Genomic DNA, 14,884 nt, shown 5'->3' with positions numbered 1-14,884 from the left:
ACTCGAGGAGGACTTCTCATGTCCGATTTCGAACAATTCGACAGCAGACGGGTCTGCGAGCCTGACTGCAGCCAGTACCGCCCCGGTCACCGGATGCACTTCATCCAGCACCGGCTCGCCGTCAGCACACCCTGGGCATGGCGTTCGGCGCTGGTGCTCTGGGTGAAGGACAACGAAGCGCTGCTCACCTACTGGGAGCACGAGGCAACCTTCAGCTTGTGGCACCACCAACCGCTGGACGGCTTGATCAGCGAGTCGCAGACCGTCGAACTGAACGAGAATTTCCACGTGCTGCGCGCGGACGACTTCTGGTCGGTCAAAGTGACCGGCGGCCTCGGCAAGGTCGCCACCCCGCCCAACCTGAAGGAGTGGGCGAATCGAGTCGGCCACGACGTCTACGACCCTGAGATGGGAGACACGGTGTCGCCGTCCGAGTGATCCGGTGATCGGCGTCGGGCCCGCCCTGACAATCCGTGGGCGGGCCCGAGTTCAGCTGGCACACAATGTGACTGCCGTGGTCACCGACCAGCGACGCAGGTCCGGCGCACTCCGCGCCTGTCACCGTTTGAAGACCTCTGCCCGGCGTGCGGATGAATCTTCGCGACGTCAGTAGGCGAGCGAGCGATGATGGCCCCGTGCTCGATGACGCTGAGATCAGACGCCGCCTGATGTTGGGCAGCGATGCAGCCTTCGCGTTCGACCGGAATGGGCTCGACGCCGCGCGGGTCTGGATCACGGCGCTCTCGGCCGCTCAGCAGGACTTGGTCGACAATTCACCCCGCCGCCCTACCTCCAGCCCACCGACGCCCAAAGGGAGCGGTTGAGGACACTCATCACAGATCTCGACCTACCCCGGCAACAGCATCTTGATCTGGTTCTCGCCGCCGGAATTCGAGATGCTGCGGCTGAAGGACCACCACCAGCAGTTGCGATCGGTGCGGATCCCGTGAGACACAACGCGGTTGCCTCAGAAGGTGGCTCCGTCGACGCTAACGCCGAGGCTCTGCGATGGCCTTTTCGGCGGTGCTCATGCAGACGACCTCCGGAACAACGAAGCCCGGTCCAGGACTGACCTGGACCGGGCTTCGTGAACTGCGTTCGCGTGCGCGAGGGGGGAGTTGAACCCCCACGCCCTTTCGGGCACACGGACCTGAACCGTGCGCGTCTGCCTATTCCGCCACTCGCGCGAATGCTGACCTAGTGTGCCTCCTCGCGGACGTGAGCACAAATCGGCGGCCAGTGGCGGCTCCGACGCCGACGACTCCTTCCGCGCTTCCATCGCTCGGGACGCGGGCTCATTTCCAGGCTCAGGCGAAGGCACTCGTCGGTCGGGATGGCTGCGCAATGCACCGACGAGCATGGTTTGCATTTCACAGACGTCACACACAGGTGGGGAAAACCCTGTGGATAACTGTGGACAGGGTGTTGAGCGGTGTGGAGAACGTCCACTTGAGGCGTCCGAACGACCAGAACGTCGCAGGTTCACCAACGGATTACCTGTGGACCAACGCAACGGCCCGCTGGCGCCCCTGACCGTCACCCGCCTCGCTCCCCTGCGCCTTGGAATCGTTGCCGGCGCGGTGCACCGACCCACTTGGCGTCCACTCAGTTCGTTCCCCCGGGGTTGGGTCGAGACGGTGCCCGGCGTGACACGATCAAGTGCATGGAGTTGTTCGTGCTCTTCGCGCTGGTCGTGGCGTTCTTCGCCATCGTGCCGCGCCTGGTGAAGCACTTCGGCAAGGGCAACAAACTTCCGGTCTTCGACGGGGTGGCACCAGGCATCATCCCGGCCGACCCGACAAACCACCCGACGACGATGGTCCGGAGCAAAGAACTGCTGCCCGACCCGCCGCCACCGCGGTTCAACCCGCCCGAACGGATCTTGCCCTGGATGACCGGCGATCTCTTCCCTCGCGGAATCGGCGGACGCGACGTCGGCGCCCTGCTGATCGATCTCGCCGTCTCGGGCTACGTACGGATCGATCAACTGCCGGCGTCCGGCAGGCGGCCGTCCGCGTCATCGGCCAATTGGATGCTCGTGCGCACCACCAAGAGCCACGACCACATGCAGGGCGCGCCGCGCGAGATGCTCAGCTTCGTCTTCCCGCAGGGCCAACCGGGGGACGCCACGAGCATGGACACTGTGCGCGGACGCGCCCGGTCGGGAATCGCGCAGATCCTCAACGAGGCCATGCGCCGCGACTCAATGGCTGCCATCGGCACTCATGCGAACGCTCCGGACGCCGTCCGCACCGCCCTGCGAGCGCAGGTCATGCAGTTCCACCAGTACCTCAAGACCGCCGAAGCGGGATCGATCAAGGTGGACGAAGCTGCTGGCATCTTCAGCCGCTACCTGCCCTGGGCGATCGCACTCGGCGAGGCCGAACACTGGGCGAAGGTGTTCAAGGACGTCGCGGCGTCCGCCGGTTTCGACAGTTCGGTGACGACAACCGACGTAGCCGTTGCGAGCCTCTGGGCCAACGACCTCGCGTGGTTCGGCTCGATCGACTTCGGCGGACTGGCCGGAGGGTTCGACGGGTTCGATGGAATCGGCGACTTCGGGTCGTCCATGGACGGTTTCGTCAGCGACTTCGGCGGCCACTCCAGCTGCGGCGGGTCGTCGTGTTCGAGCGCAAGCAGTTGTTCGTCCGGCAGTAGTTGCGGCGGAAGCAGCTGTGGCGGAAGTAGCTGTGGTGGCGGCGGTTGCGGTGGTGGAGGCTGCGGCGGAGGCAGCTGAGCCGGGTGTCCGGCGCGCTCGGATAAACGCAAACGCGGCACCTCTTCACGGACGCGGCCGCTGCAGCGAGCGCGGATGCGAACAACCGCCGCGTTTCTCGCTGGATGGGCCGCGTTTGCGCCCGGAGGCGCCTGGTCCACGCGGGCGCGAGCAACCGCCGCATCTGCCGCTGTAAAGGCCGCGATTGGGCTCGGGGGCGGCTGGCGACGCGCAAGGCTGAAACTCTGCGGTGCCCATGGGACGTTGGTCGTCTCGTTACGATGACGTGGGCTCGTGCGCGTGGGGACAACGGGAACCACAACGAACCACAGCAGCATCAATGTGAACAACGCCCGCACCGGCGGACGTGGACGGAAGGAGAGGGCCGACCCATGGGCTTGTTCGACAAGCTCGAGAAGCGCCTCGAAGCCGGCGTCAACAACGCCTTTGCCAAAGCCTTCCGCGCCGAGGTGCAGCCGGTCGAGCTGGCCAGCGCCGTCCGCCGCGCGATGGACGACCGCGCCACCAGCGTCGGCAAGGGCAAGCGGCCGATCGTGCCCAACCTCTTCGACGTCGAGTTGAGCAGCACCGATTACGGGCAGCTCACCGAGTACGAAGCGGCCCTGGTGGACGAGCTGAAGGCCAGCGCCGCCGAGCACGCCGAGACGCAGCGATACACCCCTGGTGGTCCGCTGACCATCAACTTCACCGAGAACGACGAGCTCGAGACCGGCGTCTTCAAGGTGCGTCCGCAGATCGCGCGCCAGGTGGCCGAGGCGGCGTACAGCGAGCCTGCGCACCCCGAGTCCGCACACGACGAGGCTGAGTACGACCACCCCGAGGTGGACGAGGAGCCGGTCGAGCGTTCGGCCCCGCGGCGCGGATTCGCACTGCCGGGACGCCGCCGCCTCTCCGATGACGTCGACCCGAACGTCTACGACGCGCCCACCCACGACGCCGAGCCCGACCACCAGACTGCCGACGACGAGTCGACCTGGCACGGCGGCAGCACGCAATGGGAGCCGGCAGACCAGCACGATCCGCACCACGACGACAGCCCTGCTGCGGGCGACTGGCGCTCCACCGGACGCCACTCGGACGCCTCACCGCAGTTCGACGACGACCGCGGAGCAGCCCACGCAGCCGGCGACCAGCAGTTCGACCAGAGCCGAAGGCGCCACGCAGCCGCTGACCGACACCCCAACCGGGGCGGCGAAGAGGGCGGCCACCAGCCGTACTGGCCAGAGCCCGAGCAGCCGCGCGCGCCCCAGACCCTGCGTCCGAGCCCTGCTGCGCCGCGCAGTTATCGCCAGCGTCCGCAGCTCGACATCGACGGCGACCTCTACCCGCTGCTCGGCGCGATCACCGTCATCGGTCGCGACGACGACGTCGACATCGTGCTCGACGACGGCGGAGTTTCGCGGCGGCACAGCGAGATTCGCGTCACCAACGACGGCCCACACCTGGTGGCGAGCCTCTCCGACCTCGGCTCCACCAACGGCACCTTCCTCAACGGCGAGCGCGTCACCAGCGTCCGGTTGAACGACGGCGACCGCATCACCGTCGGGCGCACCTCGATGATCTTCTGCACGGGCAGCCGTCGATGAGCGAACTCACCGTCACCGCCATTCGCCTGGGCCTGCTCGCGCTGCTGTGGGCGTTCGTCTTCAGCATCGTCGGCGTGCTGCGCGGCGATCTCTACGGAGCGAGGACGCTGGCGCGCGGGTCGTCCCGTCCGGCAACAGGCGGTGCCGCACCCCGACCGGCCAAGCGTCGCGGCCCCAGCCATCTCGCGGTCATCGACGGCCACATGCGCGGCATCACGGTGCCGCTCACCGAAAGCGGCGTGCTGATCGGGCGTAATCCCGAGTGCAGCCTCGTATTGTCGGACGAGTTCGCCAGTGGCCGTCACGCCCGCGTGTACGCCGAGGGCGACCAGTGGTTCGTCGACGATCTCGGCTCCACCAACGGAACCTTCGTGGGACACCAACGCATCGGCGAGCACGTGCCGTTGCACGAGGGGTCGCACATCCGGATCGGCACCACGGTGCTGGAAGTCAGGAAGTAGCCCATGCCCATCGCTCTGCGCTTCGCTGCCCGGTCAAACCTCGGTCTGGGTTCCAAGACCCGCAACGAGGACTCCGCGTACGCCTCCCCCGACATGCTCGTGCTCGCCGACGGCATGGGTGGTCACGCAGCCGGTGACACCGCGAGCGCCACCGTAGTGGCCGAGGTCATGCAGTTGGACGGCGAGTCGTGGGCCGCCGACGAGGCCGCCCAGCAGCTGCGCGCCGCGGTGATCCGCGCCAACGACCGGCTCCGCGCCGAGATGGAGGCGCACGCCGAGACCGAGGGGATGGGCACCACGCTGGTCGCCTTCCTGCTCAGCGGTAACAAGCTCGCCATGGCCAACATCGGTGACAGCCGCGCGTATCTGGTGCGCGACGGCGTCTTCAGCCAGCTCACCAAAGACCACTCCTTCGTGCAGGCGTTGCTCGACGAAGGACGCATCACCCAGGACGAAGCCGAGCACCACCCGCAACGCTCGATGGTCACGCGCGTGCTCACCGGACGCGAGGACGACGAACCTGACATCTCGTTGCGCGAGGCTCGCACGGGCGATCGTTATCTCATCTGCTCCGACGGGCTCTCCGACTACGTGGCCGGCTCGACGATCGAGGGCATCGTCACCTCGCAGGGCTCGCCCGGTGACATCGCCGACCGCCTCATCGAGATCGCCCTGAAGGCGTCCACCCGCGACAACGTCACCGTCGTGGTGGCCGATGTCGTCGACGGCAACGACCCCATCTCCACCACCCCGCAGATCGTCGGCGCCGCCGCCGACCGGCAAATGGGCCGCTCCGAGGACGACACCCAGGAGCAGCCGCAACAGCCACGCACGCCCGCCGAGAAAGCAGCCGCGCTGCAGCGCGAGACCGCTCCCACCCCGCCACCACATCAGGGCCCGCCCGTCCAGCACGCACCTGGCGAGGACTACGTGGACGACGGCGACACCCAGGGCATGCCGCAGCTGGCCGAGGAGAAGCCTCGCCGTGGACGCTGGCGCTGGTTCGCGCTCGGCGCGGTGCTGCTCGCCATGCTCGCCGCCGCCGGACTGCTCGGATACAACTGGACGCAGCAGCAGTACTACGTCGGTGCCGACAAGGGGAAGGTCGCCATCTTCAAGGGCGTTCCGCAGAAGCTCGGTCCGATCAGCCTCTCCAGCGTCGACTCCACCACCGACATGGCCGTGAGCACGCTGCCCAGCTACTACCGCTCCCGTGTCAACGCCACGATGACCGCCAAGAGCAAGAGCGATGCCAGCCGCATCGTGGAGAACGTCCGCGCCGAACTGCGTAAGTGTCAGGTCGACACCTCCGGGAGCAACTGCGCCCCGTGAACACCGTGACTGCTCACCCCAGCACCCGCCGCGGCACCGAACTGGTGCTGTTGATCTTCGCGATCGCGGTGGTGCTGTTGGCGTACGCCAACGTGGGGCTGGCGGTTGACGGCGCGCTGCCGGTCGACATCATCCCGATGGGCATCGGCTTCATCGCGATCGCGGTGACCTTCCACCTCGTGCTGCGCTGGAAGGCGGCGTACGCCGACCCGACGCTGCTGCCGATCGCCACCCTGCTCAACGGTTTGGGCCTGGTGATGATCCGCCGCCTCGATCTGAACAGCAGCGCCACCAACGGTCTGCTCGAAGGCTCCGCGCTGCGGCAGCTGATCTGGAGCGCCGTCGCCGTCGGCGCCGCCATCACCCTGCTCTTCGTGCTGCCCGACCACCGACGTCTGCGCCGCTACACCTTCACCTTCGCGCTCGCCGGAATCATCCTGCTGATGATGCCGCTGCTGCCGGTCATCGGCCGCAACATCAACGGCAACCGCATCTGGATCGGGTTGGGGCCCTTCAGTTTTCAGCCCAGTGAGCTGGCCAAGATCGCCGTGACGATCTTCTTCGCCTCCTACCTCGTGCAGACCCGCGACGCCCTCTCCCTCGTCGGCAAACGCGTCCTGGGTCTGCCCCTGCCGCGCGCCCGCGACCTCGGCCCGATCATCGGTGCCTGGCTGGCGTCCCTGGCAGTGCTGGTCTTCGAATCCGACCTCGGCACATCCCTGCTCTTCTTCGGCGTCTTCGTCGCGATGATCTACATCGCCACCGAGCGCCGCAGCTGGATCATCATCGGCCTGACGATGTTCCTGGTCGGCTGCTACACCGCCTACCTGCTCTTCGCGCACTTCCGGGTGCGGGTCACGCTCTGGCTCGACCCCTTCACCCAGGGCCTCTCCGACCAGGTGGCCAAGGGCCTCATGGGCATGGCCAGCGGCGGCCTGACCGGCACCGGCCTCGGTCAGGGCCACCCGGAGATCACCTACTTCGCCAACTCCGACTACATCATCGCCAGCTTCGGCGAGGAGCTCGGCCTGGTCGGGCTCATGGCGATCCTGCTGCTCTACGGCCTCTTCGTCGAGCGCGGCCTGCGCACCGCTCTGGCCGCCCGCGACGGCTTCGGCAAACTGCTCGCGTCCGGCCTGGCCTTCTCGATGGCGTTGCAGTGCTTCGTCGTCATCGGCGGCGTCACCCGGGTGATCCCGCTGACCGGCCTCACCACGCCCTTCCTGGCCGCCGGTGGATCGTCGCTGCTGGCCAACTGGATCATCGTGGCCCTCCTGCTGCGCATCAGCGACCAGGCGCGGCGTCCGATGTTCGAGAGCTCCGCGATGGCCGACGAGATGACCCAAGTGGTGAAGATTCGATGAATACCCCCACCAAGTTCCTCCCCCGCTGCGCTCCTCCGGACACTTCGCGGGGGCCCCGATGAACACCCCGATCCGTCGTCTCTCCGTCGTCGTCATGGCGATGTTCGCCGCGCTGCTGATCGCCAGCACGATGATCCAGTTCGTGCAGGCCAAGGAGTACAACGACAAGCCCGGCAACCGGCGCACCCTGCTGGCGTCGTACGCCAAGGAGCGCGGCTCAATCCTGGTCGAGGGCAACGCGGTCGCCACCTCGACCCCGACCGACAACGATTTCAAGTGGCTGCGCACCTACCCCAAGGGCACGCAGTACGCCGCCGCCACCGGCTACTTCTCCTTCACCTACGGCACCAGCGGCGTCGAGCGTGGATACAACGACATGCTCTCCGGCAGCTCCGACAAGCTCTTCTACCGCCAACTGCCCGACATCCTCACCGGCAAGCAGCCGCAGGGCGCCAGTGTCGAACTCACCCTGCGCGCCAAGGTGCAGGACGCCGCCCGCAAGGCACTGGGCAACCAGCGCGGAGCAGTCGTGGCGCTCGACCCCAAGACCGGCGCGATCCTGGCGATGGTGACCAGCCCGACGTACGACCCCAACCAGCTCGCCTCGCACAACCTCAACGCGGTGCAGGCCAACTGGAAGCGGCTGCTCGCCGCCCCCGGCCAGCCCCTGGTCAACCGCACCATCAGCGGCAATCTCTACCCGCCCGGCTCCACGTTCAAGCTCGTCACCGCCGCAGCCGCCCTCTCCTCCGGTAAGTACCAGCCCGATTCCGAGCTCGAGGGCCCGGCCGCGCTGAAGCTGCCCGGCGTCACCAAGCCGCTGCCCAACATCACCGGGCAGTCGTGCGGACCGGACGACAAGGTGTCGATGAAGGACGCGCTGAAGATCAGCTGCAACACCGCTTTCGCCAGCCTCGGCATGGACCTCGGGCAGGACACCGTCCGCGAACAAGCGGTGAAGTTCGGCTTCGGCCAGGAACTGACGATCCCGATGACGGTCAGCCCGTCGCGTTTCCCCAGCGACCTGGGCCAGGCGCAGCTGGCGCAGTCGGCGATCGGTCAGTACGACGTGCGCGTCACGCCCCTGCAGGTGGCGATGATCAGCGCCGCGATCGCCAACGGCGGCAAGGTGATGCGGCCCTACCTGGTGCAGAACGTCAAGGACAAGAGCCTGGACGTCATCTCCTCGACCGACCCGTCGCAGCTATCGACACCGATCAGTGGCGATGTTGCGAATCAACTGAAGGACATGATGAAGACCGTGGTGGACTCCGGTACGGGACGCCTCGCGCAGATCCCCAACGTGGAGGTCGCCGGCAAGACGGGAACGGCAGAGACCGCTCCCGGCGTCAATGCAGACGTGTGGTTCACCGGGTTCGCGCCCGTGAACGACCCCAAGATCGCGGTCGCGGTCGTCGTGGAGAACGGCGGCACGGCCGGACAAGAAGCGTCCGGAGGATCGGTGGCAGCACCGATCGCCCGGCAAGTGATGGAAGCGGTGGTTGGCCAATGAACCGAACCGGAGACACGCTCGGGGGCCGGTACGAGCTCACCGAGCGCATCGCCGCCGGCGGCATGGGCGAGGTGTGGCAGGCGAAAGACCAGATCCTCGGACGCACCGTCGCCCTGAAACTGCTCAAGGACGGACTCACCGACGAGATCGGCTTCACCGAGCGCTTCCGCAACGAGGCGCGACTCTCGGCCGCGCTCACCCACGGCAACGTGGCGCAGGTGTACGACTACGGCGAGGACGACGGCACCGCCTACCTGGTGATGGAGTACGTGCCCGGTATGCCGCTGAGCAAGATCATCGCCGAGAACGCGCCGATCTCCTCGGCCGACACTGCAGGACTGCTCGCCCAGGCGGCTGCAGCGCTGAACGCTGCACACCGCAACGGGTTGATCCACCGCGACGTCAAGCCGGCCAACATGCTCGTGACCTCCGACGGCGTGGTGAAGCTGACCGACTTCGGTATCGCCCGCGCCATCGGCTCGGCGGCGATGACCAAGACCGGAGAGGTGATGGGCACCGCTCAGTACCTCGCCCCCGAGGCCGCCCTCGGCCACGAGGTGACCGGTCTGGCCGACGTCTACGCGCTCGGCATCATCGCCTACGAGATGGTCACCGGCCGCCGTCCCTTCGACAACGACAGCCCGGTCGCGCTGGCACTGGCGCATGTCAACCAGCCGCCGCCGCCGCTGCCGGAGGAGGTGCCGCCGCCGGTGCGCGCGATCATCCTCGCGACGCTGGAGAAGGACCCCTCGTTGCGGCCCGACACCGCCGCGGAATTCTCCCGCGCGATGCGGCAGGCCGTCGCCGACTCCGCACGCATGGGCTTCGACCCGAGCAAGCGCGCGCCGAAGCCTGGTGTTGGAGGGCCGGGTGCGACCGGTGGCCCGTCCGGCCCCAACTCCCCCCACCCGGGGCCGCGCTCCGGCCCGCATTCGGGTCCGCACTCACCGGCTCCCGGCGGCGCACTCCCCGGACGCCGCGAGGTCGACCACCACCCCGCGCCCACTGGCCCCGCGGCCCCTCCCGCGAGCCACCCGGCTGCGGCCACCTTCCAGGGCGACCCGAACGGACCGAACGCACCCACCAGTGGCCCTCACGGCACCCGTTCCGGTCCGAACCAGACGGCGAAGTTTGCGTCGTCCACCCCTGCCACGCGGCGCGAGCAGCGCCTACAGCCGTCCAGCGGGGGCAACTCGCACGTCTCCGGCGCGCACTCCACCACCGCCGGTGGCGGAGCAGGCCTGGCCCAGAACAAGACGATGATGTACGCCATCGGTGGCGGTGTCGCGCTGCTGGTGCTCATCCTCATCCTCGTCTTCGCGCTCGGTGGTGGCGGCAAGGTCAACCCGCCGCCGTCCGACCCCAGTCAGCAGAGCCAGACCAGCGACCCCAGCCCTAGTTCTTCGGGTGACAGCCCGACCACCGGCCCCGAACCGGGACAGATCAACTGATGAGCGAATCCCCTCGCCTGCTCGGCGGCCGATACGAGGTCGGTGAGCTCATCGGCCGCGGCGGCATGGCCGAGGTGCATCTGGGTCACGACACCCGCCTCGGGCGGCCGGTCGCGATCAAGATGCTGCGCAGCGAGCTCGCGCGTGACTCGACCTTCCTCACCCGTTTCCGGCGTGAGGCGAAGTCGGCGGCCGGGCTCAACCACCACGCGATCGTGGCGGTGTACGACTCCGGCGAGGACGTCCACGTCGAGACCGGCGGAGCGGAGGTCGACATCCCGTACATCGTCATGGAGTACGTCGACGGGCAGACGCTGCGCGAGGTGCTGAACGCCGAGGGTCATCTCTCGCCCGACGAAGCCGCCCGCATCACCCAGGGCATCCTGTCAGCGCTGGAGTACTCCCACGACCGCGGCATCGTGCACCGCGACATCAAGCCGGCCAATGTGATGCTCACCCGTGGCGGGCAGGTGAAGGTGATGGACTTCGGCATCGCCCGCGCGCTCGCCGATGCCAGCGCCACCATGACCTCCGCGCAGGCCGTCGTCGGCACCGCGCGCTACCTTTCCCCCGAGCAGGCCAAGGGCGACTCCGTCGACGGTCGCTCCGACCTCTACTCCGCCGGCTGCGTCTTCTACGAACTCCTCTGCGGCCGCACGCCGTTCACCGGCGAACCGGTGAGCCTGGTCTACCAGCACATCACGGACGTCCCGGCTCCGCCGTCGGCCTACGAGCCGACCGTGCCCAAGCCGATGGACGCCGTCGCGATGCACTCGCTGGAGAAGCCACTGGACGGTCGCTACCAGACCGCCGCAGACTTCCGCGCCGATCTGCAGGACGCCCGCACCGGAGCGCCCGTCTCCGCCGCCGCGACGGCCAGCCTCGCTGCTGCCGGTGGCGCGGCGGTGCGCACGGCCAAGGCGGCCGATCCACCGACCCGCCGCGACCACACGCGCGAGATCTCCGACCGCGACCGGCGTTCCAGCCACACCGGTCTGTGGGTGGCCGCCGGCATCGCCGCGTTGCTGGCGATCCTGGGCCTGGGCTACCTGCTGATGAACGGACCCTCCGAGGCAAAACTGGTGACCGTGCCGCCGGTGCAGGGCTTCACCCAGACCGCCGCCGACCAGGCCATCCGCGGCGCCGGGCTGGTGCCGAGCTTCCAGAGTTCGCCGAACGATGCGCAGGTCGGCACCGTCGTCGATCAGGAACCCAAGGGTGGCCAGGAGGCCTCCGAGGGATCTGTGGTCACCGTCGTCCTCTCGGCCGGACCCAACACCAGATCGGTGCCCGATGTCACCGACAAGAGCGCCGACGAAGCCCGCACGATCCTTCGCCAGGCGGGCTTCCAGAACATCGAGGAAGACCCCACCAAGGTCGACAACACCCAGTACGCCGAGGGCAAGGTGACCGGCACCGACCCCGCCGGTGGTCAGGCCGTCAGCCCGACGACCACCATCAAGCTGAAGCTTTCCAGCGGCAAGGTGCAGGTGCCCTCCAACCTGACGAACATGGACTTCTTCGACGCCCAGTCGGCGCTCTCCAAGGCCCATCTGCAGGTCGAACAACCGGTCGTTTCGGTGCCGACCTCCGACTCCAACCTCTGGAACAAGGTGCAGAAGGTGCCGGACGCCGGGAAGATGGTGGACGTCAATTCCAAGGTGCAGTTGTACGTCTATACCCGCTCCTCGACGGTGACGGTCAGCCCGCCGCCGCCGACGACGTCCAGCTCGTCGTCGTCCTCGAGTTCCTCCTCGACGTCGACCTCGAGTTCGACAACGTCGTCGTCGAGCACCAGCGAACCGAGTAGCACCTCCAGCCCGCCGCCCACGACCTCGGTGCAGCCGACGCCGCAGACCCCACCGAACGCCAGCCCGTAGGCGACCTCTTCGCCGGGCGTGGCGGTCACTCGTCGAGAACGCAAACGCGGCCCTTGCGTGCACACGCGGTAGCTGCAACTGCCGCACCTGCAAACAAGGGCCGCGTTTGGCGCTGTAACCGCCGCGTTTGTGTCCGGGTCGCCCCGCCGAGCGACTGCTGCCGGGAACCACAGCAGCGCCTGCGAAGAAGCGCCGCGTCGGTCGCCACAAACGCGGCGTCCACATCCCGCTCGTTGAGACCCGGACCTGACGAACGAAAGCCCGGGTGTCGAAACGAGCTGAGTCAGTGCAGTAGACGACCGAAGGCTCAGTTGATGGAGCCGTGCACCAGCGGTGCGAGACCAACCGAACGTTGGACGGCGTCGGTCAGGCCGCACTCGGCCAACCAGTTGGCCAGCATCCGATGACCGCCCTGCGTCAGCACTGACTCGGGATGGAACTGGACGCCGTGCAGGGGCAGGCTGCGATGCCGGACAGCCATGACGATGCCGTTCTCGGTGCGGCCGGTGACGAGCAGCTCGTCTGGCACGGTCGCCGACTCGATCGCCAGTGAGTGGTACCGCGTCGCTGTGAACGGCGACGCCAAGCCGGCCAACACGCCCGTGCCGTCGTGCACGATCTGCGACGTCTTACCGTGCAGCAGTTCCGGTGCACGACTGACCACACCGCCGTAAACCACGCCGAGCGCCTGATGGCCGAGGCACACGCCGAACATTGGCTGCGAGCGTTCGGCGCAGGCCCGGATCATGTCCATCGAGATGCCCGCTGCTTCCGGCGTCCCCGGACCGGGCGAGACCAGGACACCGTCGAACGCCGCCGCCTCGTCGGTGGTTACCGCATCATTGCGACGCACATCGCATTCGGCGCCGAGCTGCTCCAGATAGCCGACGATGGTGAAGACGAAGCTGTCGTAGTTGTCGACGACGAGGATGCGGGTCATCAGGGTCCTTCGATCAAGCGGCGAGCTGCCGGTGTGCGCGTGGAGCGCAGGCGGTGCGACCAACTGAGTCAGATGGAAGATTCGGCTACCGGCCCATCGTGCACCAGCCTCATGGGTGCGAGCTATCCGAACGGGTCAGCGTTCTTGCGCGCAGGACGCGGGTGGGTGTGGCTACTTCCAGCGGGTGGTCATGATGAAGCCGGTCATGATGAAGGCGAAGCCGACGCCCATGTTCCACTGACCCAGCGCCGGCAGGGGCAGCTGCTTCTCGAACGACAGGTAGTAGACAACCAACCAGATCAGGCCGATCACCATGAGGCCGAGCATCGTCGGCACCCACCAACTGGGGTTCTTGCCGCCGTCCAGCTTCACCGCCTGGGGCGTCTGCCGGCGCCGCAGCGTCTCGCGCTCGGCCTCGCGCTGAGCTTCAGCCTTCTCGGCGTCCCGCTCGGCCTTGGTCTTCTTCGCAACCCCGAGCGTCTTGCCGTCCGACTCCTCGTCGCCGACCTCTTCGACGACGGTCTCCTCGACCTGGTCGTCGTTCGTGCCGTCGGCGATGTCCTTGGAGGTGCCCTTGGACGGCTTGTTGGACTTGCTCACATCAACTCCCGGTCGGTACGGCGGTTAGGGTTAGAGCCTAAGTCACCCCCGCACGAAGGCTCATCGATGACCCGCCGCACACCCTGGACCGCCGTCGTCACTGCGGTCACGGTGTCGGCCGGTCTGCTCTTCGGCATCAGCGCCACCGCCAGCAAGGGCAACGACCTGCGTCCGGGTCAGCGCGACATGGCCCAGGTGGTGCAGGCCGCCAACCAACGCGTGGCCAGGCAGTCGGCAACTGTGAAATCGCTCCAAAGCCAGGTTGATTCACTCAGCAAGACCTCCGGCGGATCCAACAACGCCGCGACCATCGCCGCCAAGGCGGACGCGTTGGCCCCCAAGGCCGGATTCACGGCGGTGACCGGCAGCACCGTCACCGTCACTCTCGACGACTCCAAGCGCGACCCGTCGACGCTGCCCGAGGGCGGCAACCTCAACTGGCTCGTGGTGCACCAGCAGGACGTGCAAGCTGTGGTCAATGCGCTCTGGCGCGGCGGTGCGACGGCGATGATGCTCATGGACCAGCGGGTGATCAGCACCTCCGCGGTGCGCTGCGTCGGCAACACCCTCATCCTGCAGGGACGCGTGTATTCGCCGCCCTTCAAGATCACCGCGATGGGCGACACCACCGAACTCAAACTGGCGCTCGAGAATGACGCCGGCGTCACCAACTACCGCTCGTACGTCGACCTCGTCGGCCTCGGCTACGACGTGAAGACCTCCGCCTCGCAGACCTTCCCAGCGTTCGGTGGTTCCAGCACGCTGCGCTACGCGAAGGCGGCGTTCTCGTCGTCCGCGCCGTCTTCACCGGCGTCCGGCGCTTCGGCTACTTCTTCGTCCGCTCCGTCGTCTTCGGCCAAATAGCCCCCGCGTCCGGCTGCGCTGAACACCGTCCGACCCCGCCCAGCCCGCTGGCGCAAACGCGGCGCCTCTTCGCACATGCGCTACAAACCGGACGCAAATCGCACGTTTCTGTGACGAAAACGTGTGATTTGCGTCCGGTTTGTGGGCCGAGGCTTC

13 protein-coding genes and 1 tRNA gene are annotated in these 14,884 nt (G+C 67.5%); 11 read left to right on the top strand and 3 right to left on the bottom strand.

Annotated elements, in window-relative coordinates; translation table 11 throughout:
- Window positions 1–18 precede the first annotated feature (18 nt).
- Together J5M86_RS00225 and J5M86_RS00220 are read left to right on the top strand one after the other, a co-directional pair.
- Window positions 19–438 carry a hypothetical protein gene (locus tag J5M86_RS00225; protein ID WP_188061401.1) on the top strand — a complete coding sequence of 140 codons (420 nt, stop codon included), beginning with the start codon at window positions 19–21 and terminating at the stop codon, window positions 436–438.
- A 197-nt stretch (window positions 439–635) separates the two neighbouring features.
- Window positions 636–824 (top strand): hypothetical protein, encoded by a 189-nt coding sequence (locus tag J5M86_RS00220; RefSeq protein ID WP_188061400.1) that lies wholly within the window; start codon window positions 636–638, stop codon window positions 822–824.
- A 279-nt stretch (window positions 825–1,103) separates the two neighbouring features.
- Here J5M86_RS00220 and J5M86_RS00215 read toward each other — a convergent pair.
- A tRNA-Leu gene (locus J5M86_RS00215) sits at window positions 1,104–1,187 on the bottom strand.
- A 476-nt stretch (window positions 1,188–1,663) separates the two neighbouring features.
- Here J5M86_RS00215 and J5M86_RS00210 point away from each other — a divergent pair.
- From J5M86_RS00210 to pknB, 8 genes are all read left to right on the top strand, one after another.
- Window positions 1,664–2,737, top strand: coding sequence for a hypothetical protein (locus J5M86_RS00210; RefSeq protein ID WP_188061399.1), 1,074 nt, complete (start codon window positions 1,664–1,666; stop codon window positions 2,735–2,737).
- Window positions 2,738–3,108: 371 nt separating this feature from the next.
- Entirely contained in the window at window positions 3,109–4,323 is a 1,215-nt protein-coding gene (locus J5M86_RS15335; RefSeq protein WP_244328396.1) for a DUF3662 and FHA domain-containing protein, read from the top strand.
- Window positions 4,320–4,784 (top strand): FHA domain-containing protein, encoded by a 465-nt coding sequence (locus J5M86_RS00195; RefSeq protein ID WP_188061398.1) that lies wholly within the window; start codon window positions 4,320–4,322, stop codon window positions 4,782–4,784. Before J5M86_RS15335 ends, J5M86_RS00195 begins: the two co-directional genes overlap by 4 nt.
- 3 nt (window positions 4,785–4,787) lie before the next feature.
- A complete protein-coding gene (locus J5M86_RS00190) occupies window positions 4,788–6,116 on the top strand; it encodes a PP2C family serine/threonine-protein phosphatase (protein ID WP_188061397.1) in 1,329 nt (442 codons plus the stop codon).
- Window positions 6,113–7,480 carry an FtsW/RodA/SpoVE family cell cycle protein gene (locus tag J5M86_RS00185; protein WP_188061396.1) on the top strand — a complete coding sequence of 456 codons (1,368 nt, stop codon included), beginning with the start codon at window positions 6,113–6,115 and terminating at the stop codon, window positions 7,478–7,480. Before J5M86_RS00190 ends, J5M86_RS00185 begins: the two co-directional genes overlap by 4 nt.
- Window positions 7,481–7,538: 58 nt before the next feature.
- Window positions 7,539–8,993, top strand: a complete 1,455-nt coding sequence (locus J5M86_RS00180; protein WP_188061395.1) for a penicillin-binding protein 2 — start codon at window positions 7,539–7,541, stop codon at window positions 8,991–8,993.
- Entirely contained in the window at window positions 8,990–10,444 is a 1,455-nt protein-coding gene (locus J5M86_RS00175) for a protein kinase (RefSeq protein ID WP_188061394.1), read from the top strand. The genes J5M86_RS00180 and J5M86_RS00175 overlap by 4 nt, the downstream gene beginning before the upstream one ends.
- Window positions 10,444–12,324: a Stk1 family PASTA domain-containing Ser/Thr kinase gene (gene pknB / locus J5M86_RS00170; RefSeq protein ID WP_244328395.1), complete on the top strand. Its 1,881-nt coding sequence runs from the start codon at window positions 10,444–10,446 to the stop codon at window positions 12,322–12,324. The genes J5M86_RS00175 and pknB overlap by 1 nt, the downstream gene beginning before the upstream one ends.
- A gap of 307 nt (window positions 12,325–12,631) precedes the next feature.
- Here pknB and J5M86_RS00165 read toward each other — a convergent pair whose 3' ends face one another.
- Both J5M86_RS00165 and J5M86_RS00160 read right to left on the bottom strand, forming a co-directional pair.
- The gene (locus J5M86_RS00165) at window positions 12,632–13,264 is read right to left on the bottom strand and encodes an aminodeoxychorismate/anthranilate synthase component II (protein ID WP_188061393.1); all 633 of its coding nucleotides are present in this window, start codon (window positions 13,262–13,264) and stop codon (window positions 12,632–12,634) included.
- A 171-nt stretch (window positions 13,265–13,435) separates the two neighbouring features.
- Window positions 13,436–13,864: a cell division protein CrgA gene (locus J5M86_RS00160; protein WP_244328394.1), complete on the bottom strand. Its 429-nt coding sequence runs from the start codon at window positions 13,862–13,864 to the stop codon at window positions 13,436–13,438.
- 66 nt (window positions 13,865–13,930) lie between these two features.
- Between J5M86_RS00160 and J5M86_RS00155 the strand changes: the two genes are divergently transcribed.
- Window positions 13,931–14,728, top strand: a complete 798-nt coding sequence (locus J5M86_RS00155; RefSeq protein ID WP_188061392.1) for a DUF881 domain-containing protein — start codon at window positions 13,931–13,933, stop codon at window positions 14,726–14,728.
- Window positions 14,729–14,884 lie beyond the last annotated feature (156 nt).

Origin of the sequence: Yimella sp. cx-51, from assembly GCF_017654605.1 — a bacterium.
Classification (GTDB): domain Bacteria; phylum Actinomycetota; class Actinomycetes; order Actinomycetales; family Dermatophilaceae; genus Yimella.
The sequence above is the reverse complement of the archived record's forward strand: the minus strand, read 5'-3'. Positions and strand labels throughout refer to the sequence as shown.

What these genes read in the sequence shown, in the direction of transcription:
- J5M86_RS00155 (WP_188061392.1), top strand. Translation starts at nt 13,931, where the DNA reads ATGACCCGCCGCACACCCTGGACCGCCGTCGTCACTGCGGTCACGGTG.
- J5M86_RS00195 (WP_188061398.1), top strand. Translation starts at nt 4,320, where the DNA reads ATGAGCGAACTCACCGTCACCGCCATTCGCCTGGGCCTGCTCGCGCTG.
- pknB (WP_244328395.1), top strand. Translation starts at nt 10,444, where the DNA reads ATGAGCGAATCCCCTCGCCTGCTCGGCGGCCGATACGAGGTCGGTGAG.
- J5M86_RS00210 (WP_188061399.1), top strand. Translation starts at nt 1,664, where the DNA reads ATGGAGTTGTTCGTGCTCTTCGCGCTGGTCGTGGCGTTCTTCGCCATC.
- J5M86_RS15335 (WP_244328396.1), top strand. Translation starts at nt 3,109, where the DNA reads ATGGGCTTGTTCGACAAGCTCGAGAAGCGCCTCGAAGCCGGCGTCAAC.
- J5M86_RS00190 (WP_188061397.1), top strand. Translation starts at nt 4,788, where the DNA reads ATGCCCATCGCTCTGCGCTTCGCTGCCCGGTCAAACCTCGGTCTGGGT.
- J5M86_RS00165 (WP_188061393.1), bottom strand. Translation starts at nt 13,264, where the DNA reads ATGACCCGCATCCTCGTCGTCGACAACTACGACAGCTTCGTCTTCACC.
- J5M86_RS00225 (WP_188061401.1), top strand. Translation starts at nt 19, where the DNA reads ATGTCCGATTTCGAACAATTCGACAGCAGACGGGTCTGCGAGCCTGAC.
- J5M86_RS00180 (WP_188061395.1), top strand. Translation starts at nt 7,539, where the DNA reads ATGAACACCCCGATCCGTCGTCTCTCCGTCGTCGTCATGGCGATGTTC.
- J5M86_RS00175 (WP_188061394.1), top strand. Translation starts at nt 8,990, where the DNA reads ATGAACCGAACCGGAGACACGCTCGGGGGCCGGTACGAGCTCACCGAG.